Genomic DNA, 6,849 nt, shown 5'->3' on the forward strand with positions numbered 1-6,849 from the left:
GATCGTGCATCTCGCATATCTTCTGGGAATCCTGCTCAACGCCCGCAAAGGCGCACCGTTGCGACATCTCAAACATCTCTTCAACTGAGTCCAATTCTCCTTCAACACCCTATGAAGGGAGAAGGGGTTCGTTCGGTTCCTCTCCCATCGAGGGGTTCATCTGGTTCCTCTCCCTTTGGGAGAGGTTAGGTGAGGGCCGAGCCATCACCGCAGCGCGCGTTGCGGTTCCCCTTCCCGGATGCGAAGATCGCCCATCGAACCCCTGGAGGAGACACCCATGACGACGCTCGGAGCGCTCACGCTGTCCATCCTCGCAACCGGGAAGATGGCGCAGGGATCGGATTGGCTTGTCACGCCGGTTACGCAGCCTGTGCGCCTCAGCGAAGACTCGGCGCGGCACGAGATCGCACTTGAGAACGGGCTCATCCGCCGGACGTTCCGGCTGACACCCAACGCCGCAACCATCGAGTACCGGAACCTGATCACCGATGCGAACGCGCTGCGGGGAGTCAAGCCGGAAGCGATCCTGACGGTGGACGGCACGCGCATCGAGGTCGGTGGGCTCAAGGGTCAGCCGGACTACGCCTATCTCGACCCGGCGTGGCTCGATGACATGACGGCGGCGGACGACGCGCTCCGATTCGTTGGGTACGAGACGGGGGAACCGGAGCCTCGCTACCCCTGGACGCCCAAGCGCCACGCGCCGACGACCGCTTGGCCCCCCGCCGGGAAGCGATTGACGCTCCGGTTCAAGAAGCCGGGGAACCTGACCGTGCTCGTCCACTACGAGATGTACGTAGGGCTGCCGGTTCTCTCGAAGTGGATCACCGTCGAGAACGCGGGAACCGAACGCCTGCGGATCGACGGGCTCGAAGCCGAAGTGCTCGCCGTCACCGAGGGTGAGAAGCCGCGCCTGCACGTCGAGAGCGACTTCGCCTTCGCGGGCATGGACACAACTGCCTGGGGCCCCGACCTGGAGTACACGTCGCAGACGGACTACCTGTATCAGAGCCCCATCCTGCTGACGAGCCGCTATCCGCTGGGGCCCGGTGTCGTGTTGGAGCCCGGGGAACGGTTCGACTCGTTCCGCACCTTCGAGCTCCTCTACGACAGCGACGACCGCGAGCGGCGCGGGCTCGCGCGGCGGCGGCTCTACCGTACGCTGGCTCCGCAGGTGACCGAGAACCCCATCCTGATGCACGTCCGCAGCTCCGACTCCGAAGCCGTCCGGCTCGCCATCGACCAGTGCGCCGAGGTGGGGTTCGAGATGCTCATCCTCACGTTCTGGAGCGGGTTTGACATCGAGAGCGAAGACCCGGAGTACATCGCCCGGTTCAGAGCCGACGTGGACTATGCCCACAGCAAGGGCATCGAGATCGGCGGCTACACGCTCATGTGCGCGTCGCGGGATGTCGGCGCTGCGGACAACTGCATTTCGCCGGAGACGGGCAAGCCGGGCAGCAAGTTCGGGCAGAGCGTCTGTCTGGGGAGCGCCTGGGTGGACGGCTACGTCGACCGCGTTCTGCGGTTCATGGACGCTACGGGCGTGGACGTCATCGAGACCGACGGGCCCTACCACGGCGACGTCTGCGCCTCGGCAACGCACGCGCACCACGCATCGTTGGATGATTCGCAGGTGGCTCAGTGGCAGGCGTGCGTCGCTTTCTACCACGCCTGTCGCGAACGCGGCATCTACATCAACTCGCCGGACTGGTACTACCTCGCCGGGTCGAACAAATGCGGCATGGGGTACCGCGAGACGAACTTCAGTCTCCCGCGATGGCGACAGATCCACATCGCGCGGCAGAACATCTTCGATGGAACCTACGAGAAGTCGCCGTCGATGGGCTGGATGTTCGTCCCCCTCGTGGAGTACCACGGAGGCGGAGCGGCAGCGACCTTCGAGCCCTTGTCAGAACACCTTCTGGAATACGAGTGGCATCTCGCGCAGAACTTCGGCAGCGGCGTTCAGGCGTGCTATCGGGGACCACGCCTGTTCGACACAGACGCGACGAAGGCGGTCGTCGGCAAGTGGGTAGACTTCTACAAACGCTACCGCGCCATTCTCGACTCGGACATCATCCACGTCCGACGCGCTGACGGCGCGGACATCGACTGCATGATGCACGTGAACCCGTCGCTGCCGGAGCGAGCCCTCGCGATGGTCTACAACCCGACGGACACCGAGATCGCGACGTCGTTGGAGTTCTCGCTCTACTACGCTGGGCTATCCGAGACTGCCCGCATCCGCGAACGGGAAGGTGAATCCGTCGAGTACTCCCTCGACCGCCAGTACCGCGTTACAGTACCGGTGAAAGTCCCGGAGAAGGGAATCACCTGGTTCGTGGTCGAGTGATCCGCCATCACACGTAAGGAGCCCGTAATGGGCAGAAACACGACGGCGAGAGGCGCGTCGCCCGGTCTCCGTCGACTCGGAACCTGGGCGATTCGGCTCTTGCCGTTTGTAGCGGCGACCGCGCTGCTGGTCGGCTGCACGGAAGTCAACGTTCCCGTGGACGGATTGGCGGAAGGGATCCGCGTCAGCGGCGTCGGAACGGTCACGGTAAAGCCCGACATCGTCTACGCCTCCATCGGCGTCCAGACGTTCAACGCCGACGCTCAGGTCGCGACCGCCGACAACAACAGCCGCAGCGACGCGGTGATCGGCGCGCTCAAGGCATTGGGCATCGACGAGAAAGACCTGAAGACGTCAGCGTTCAGCATCGTCCCGGTCCGTGACTGGTCGAAGCCGGAAGCCGTCGTCGTCGGCTTCCAGGTCAACAACACGCTGACCGTCACGATCCGCGATCTCACGCTCGTCGGAAAGGCGCTTCAGGCTTCCATCGACGCGGGCGCGAACAACATCAACAGCGTCGCGTTCACTGTCGATGACCCGACCGCCGCGAAGCGCGACGCCCGGACGAAGGCGATCCAAGACGCCCACGACCGCGCCGAGACGATGGCGAAAGAAGCGGGCGTCGATCTCGGCAAGCCGACGTCCATCGTGGAGACGTCCTACGGCGGCCCGCCGATCTACCGGACGAGCGCGGACTCCAAGGCGGGCGGCGAGGTGGTCGTGCCGGTTCAGCCCGGAGAGCTCGAGCTGACCGTCACGGTCGATGTCGTCTACGAGATCGACTGACCATTGGTGCGCCGCTAGGTCCGTACGGACGACTCGGCAAGTATGGGTGACAACTCAACGCTTGACGAATCACCCGCCCCCGCCCTAGCCCTCCCACGCTCTCGCGGGGGGAGGGGACATCCCTCGCGCGTCGCGTCCTCGTGTCCCCGCCCCTTCGTATGGGGGCGGGTTAGGGTGGGGGTTGGGGATGCGGCGTGTCCGAGAAGCGGAATGACGACGCGGCAACGCTTCTGTCGAGTGCTCCGCCTCCGGGTAATGCGTCGTTCACCAAGACTTCGCGCAAACTGATGCCTGTGTTCGTCGAGTCGCCCTTACTCACGGGAGTCGGTGGCAGGCGCCACAGTTGCCGATGTTCCAGTGGCGCAGAACAGGGCGGCTCTCCGCGATGTAGAGCCCGCCGGTCTCCGTATCGACCGTCACTTCGACGGGACGCTTGAGCTTCGCTTCCCTGACTGAGACGGCTTCCCGACCCCCCAGCGGCATCGACCCATCGCCGATGAGCGTCTCGATGATCCCATCGGATCGCCGGACGCGCCGGATCCGTCCTTCTCGACCATCGCTGTGGGCGATCAACAGGTCGCCGCTACCGTCGAACGCGAGCGAGGTCGGCTTGACGATCTCGGCGCTTGTCGCGGGCCCGCCATCGCCTTTGAACCCGTCCTTGCCGTTGCCTGCGACCGTCTCGATGGTTCCGTCGGCGTTTACGCGGCGCACGCGGTTGCTCATGGTGTCGGCGACGTAGACACGCCCTTCGGCATCGACGGCGACGGCGGACGGACGGTTCAACCGAGCCTCTGAGGCGGGTCCGCCGTCACCGCTGTAGCCGGGCATCGCCCGTCCATTACGAATCACTCCGGCAACGATAGTGGGTTCCTCGTCTCCTTCAGGCTGCTTCCAGACGACGTGCTCCAGCGGACTGACACCATATCGGGTTCCGTCTGACGCGGTGGCGATGCCCTTGGGATCGCGCATTGGGGAGTCGGCGCTCGTCGTGGTGATGTTGCCGCTGGTATCGACGCGCCGGATCGAGTAGCCCGTACCGTTGACGTGCGGGCTCGCATGGCAGCCGAGGCACTGACTCGGGCTCGGTTCCTGCCCGCCGACGACGCAGGCTTGAGCCGAGCGCTCCGGCGCGGACTGCACGAACATCACGACCACGATCACGGCGAAGATCGCGCCGATGACGCTCACGATGCGGATCAACAGCTTGCTGTCGGGGCTCTCGTTCTCGGTGGTAGGCAGTTCGCGGCTCCTTCGGGCGGACGTGCCGTGTGACTGGCTCAGGGCTATTGTTCCGCGCCGAAGGGCAGACGGCAACGCGTTCGCCCTCACGACGACGCGCTGCTGGCTGGGCGTCTCACTCGTCGGCGAAGATGACGGAGCGTAGGAGCTCGCTGAGCCGCGTTGCCAGTCCCACAGTGCGCGCGGCGTCTGACGGCGTCGCGAAAGGCGGCCGGATGGCGTCTCTCGCCCGGTCCATGCGCTCGGACAGGCGAGCGAACTCCGCGTCCGCCAGCATCGGGTCCACGATCCCCGACACGTCGTGGTCCAGGTTTCCCAGCGTGTCGCGAATCCCCTCCCAGCGCTCGCGGATGGATGCGGCGGTCTCACAAGCCCAGAGCCGCTCGATGCCGTCGCGCGTTTCGCCGTGGTCGATGTCGTAGCGACACCAGTCGAGCGAGGTCTTCATCTCGGCGGCGACACGCCCGAGCTCGTGGATGCGGTTCCCGGGCCAGAACAGCGCATCGCTGCCGGTCAGCTCCTGCGCCTCGGGATCTTGGACGCCCACCTGTCGCAGAGCGTCGAGGACGGAGTTGTAGGCGCGCTCCAGCGTGAAGCGCCACAGGGCCCCAGTCGCTGCCCAGAGCTCGCCAGCGGCGTCGCGGTCGAACGGACGCAGCCGCTCGATCTCGACCCAGAGGTCGATGGCTTCCGAGAGCCCCAGCCGCTCCGCCGCGACACGGAACTCCTTCTCACCGTTCACCCAGGCAAACGCGCGGCAGAAGTCGCCAGCGGCGTGGCACGCCTTGCCCCGTGCCACGCCAGCCTCGCCGGCCTGCAGATGGGCTTTCGCCTCAGTCAGGGGGTTCGTCTCGGCTTGGCGGAACCACCACTGGGCAGACGGGAGCACGAGTCGGCGGAAGCTCGTCAGACGCTGAAGCTCCGTCTGGACGCGCTCGATGAGCCCTGTCGGGTCGTAGAGGGCGACCTCGGGGCCCGCTCGCACCAGGCTGTCGAGCACGTACTCGAACGTCCACGTCCGTTCCGGTTCGTAGAAGTGCTTGGGCACGTGCACGAGCAGGTCGAGAAGGCTTTCCCGCTCCACGAAAATGAGGTCCGCCTTGATGCCGCCGACAACCCGGTGCTCCGCGAAGTGCTCCGGCAGAGCCCCGTCCATGACGGCGGCGATGTCCACGTCCGAGAAGGGCGTCAGTCCCCCGTGCGCCAGCGAGCCGTACAGGATAAGTCCCACGACGTTCGGCCGGTTCTCCAGCGTTGCGGCGAACGTCCGCGCGGTCGTCCAAAGCCGCTCGCGGAGGGCGTCTAGGTCATCGGTGACAGGCGTTGGCGAGTGCATCGGGTCTTCCGACTCCTTGACGGCAGCCCCGCGGGCGGGTCTCACCGGGCAGCGCCAGCATGGCTCGTCATTCCCGCGGCGGCGGGACCAGGCGGCGGCCATTCAGAGCCTGGGGCTCGTCAGCGTGAACGCCCGTGCGACCCCTCATCCTAGCCTTCTCCCACAAGGGGAGAAGGAACTGAATGCTCCCTCTCCCAACGCGGGAGAGGGCCGGGGTAAGGGGAATGGCACGAACCGGGGACGATCACGGCTCCCAGACGGTCGCGGCGATGTGGCGCTCACCTTCGGGCGTGCTGTGCCAGTAGTAGATCGTGACGACCGATCCATCCGCGCGCTGAACGGTGCGCGGATAGCCGATATCGTGTCCGCCTCCGTCGTCGCGCAGGGCGATCTCATCCGTCCACGACGCTCCGCCATCGGAGCTCAGCTTGGCGCACATGCGATAGGGCGCTTCCCGCACGCCATAGGTCATGCAAAGCCTGCCGTCGCGGAGCCGAAGCATCGTCGGCGGGTTCCCGCCCCGTCCCGTGTTCGCCACGGGACGACCGATGCTCCTCCACGATCGCCCGTCGTCATCGGATCGGTAGAGGTCGATCCAGTTGTGCGCCCGATCGAAGGTCTCGCCCGCGCCACGGCATCGGACGGCTGCGAGGAGAGCGCCGTCAGGCAAGCGCACGCTGGCAGGCATGATCGAGAAGCCGGCCGGTTCGTCGCCGATCCATCCGAGATGCTCGAAAGTCGCGCCGCCGTCCGTCGTGCGGGCGCAGAAGGTTCTGCCCTCGTCCCCGTCCGACTTCGCCGACGTGAGGAGGAGCGTGCAGGTCTTGGGCCCCGACACGAGGTAGTCGGTCCTCGCCGCGATGCCGCGCAGTCCGAAGCTCGGGAGGGCGTAGGGACCGTGCCAGAGCTGGCAGCGGTCATCGGACAGGTAGAAGAACGAGACGGCTCCATCCGAAAGCCCGTTGCGGGCGCACATCAGGGCGAAGTCGGGATGGGTGAAGGTGATCTCGCCGGGACAGGGCGTCAGCCCGGACGCCGCGTCCGCGAGTTGGAGCTCCGCCCGGACGTGTTCGTCCGCCGAGAGCCCTCTGCCTCCGGGGCTCTGCGCAGGAACCGGCGCGACGACCCA

General features: G+C 66.2%; 5 protein-coding genes. 2 read left to right on the forward strand and 3 right to left on the reverse strand.

The genetic code is table 11. The features are described from left to right. Positions 1-277: 277 nt before the first annotated feature. Both FJZ36_17145 and FJZ36_17150 read left to right on the forward strand, forming a co-directional pair. Positions 278-2,356, forward strand: a complete 2,079-nt coding sequence (locus FJZ36_17145) for an alpha-galactosidase (GenBank protein ID MBM3216626.1) — start codon at positions 278-280, stop codon at positions 2,354-2,356. A gap of 27 nt (positions 2,357-2,383) precedes the next feature. Continuing rightward, a complete protein-coding gene (locus FJZ36_17150) occupies positions 2,384-3,142 on the forward strand; it encodes a DUF541 domain-containing protein (GenBank protein MBM3216627.1) in 759 nt (252 codons plus the stop codon). Positions 3,143-3,457: 315 nt separating this feature from the next. Here the strand turns inward: FJZ36_17150 and FJZ36_17155 are convergent, their stop codons facing one another. The 3 genes from FJZ36_17155 to FJZ36_17165 all read right to left on the reverse strand — a co-directional run. After that, positions 3,458-4,459, reverse strand: a complete 1,002-nt coding sequence (locus FJZ36_17155; protein MBM3216628.1) for a hypothetical protein — start codon at positions 4,457-4,459, stop codon at positions 3,458-3,460. Between the two features lie 40 nt (positions 4,460-4,499). Then, complete coding sequence (locus FJZ36_17160; protein MBM3216629.1) at positions 4,500-5,822, reverse strand: nucleotidyltransferase domain-containing protein; 1,323 nt, start codon at positions 5,820-5,822, stop codon at positions 4,500-4,502. 142 nt (positions 5,823-5,964) lie between these two features. Beyond that, on the reverse strand, positions 5,965-6,849 hold an 885-nt coding region (locus FJZ36_17165), incomplete at its 5' end, for an exo-alpha-sialidase (GenBank protein ID MBM3216630.1).

It is taken from the genome of Candidatus Poribacteria bacterium (genome assembly GCA_016866785.1).
Classification (GTDB): Bacteria; Poribacteria; WGA-4E.

What these genes read in the sequence shown, in the direction of transcription:
- FJZ36_17145 (MBM3216626.1), top strand. Translation starts at nt 278, where the DNA reads ATGACGACGCTCGGAGCGCTCACGCTGTCCATCCTCGCAACCGGGAAG.
- FJZ36_17150 (MBM3216627.1), top strand. Translation starts at nt 2,384, where the DNA reads ATGGGCAGAAACACGACGGCGAGAGGCGCGTCGCCCGGTCTCCGTCGA.
- FJZ36_17160 (MBM3216629.1), bottom strand. Translation starts at nt 5,822, where the DNA reads ATGGCCGCCGCCTGGTCCCGCCGCCGCGGGAATGACGAGCCATGCTGG.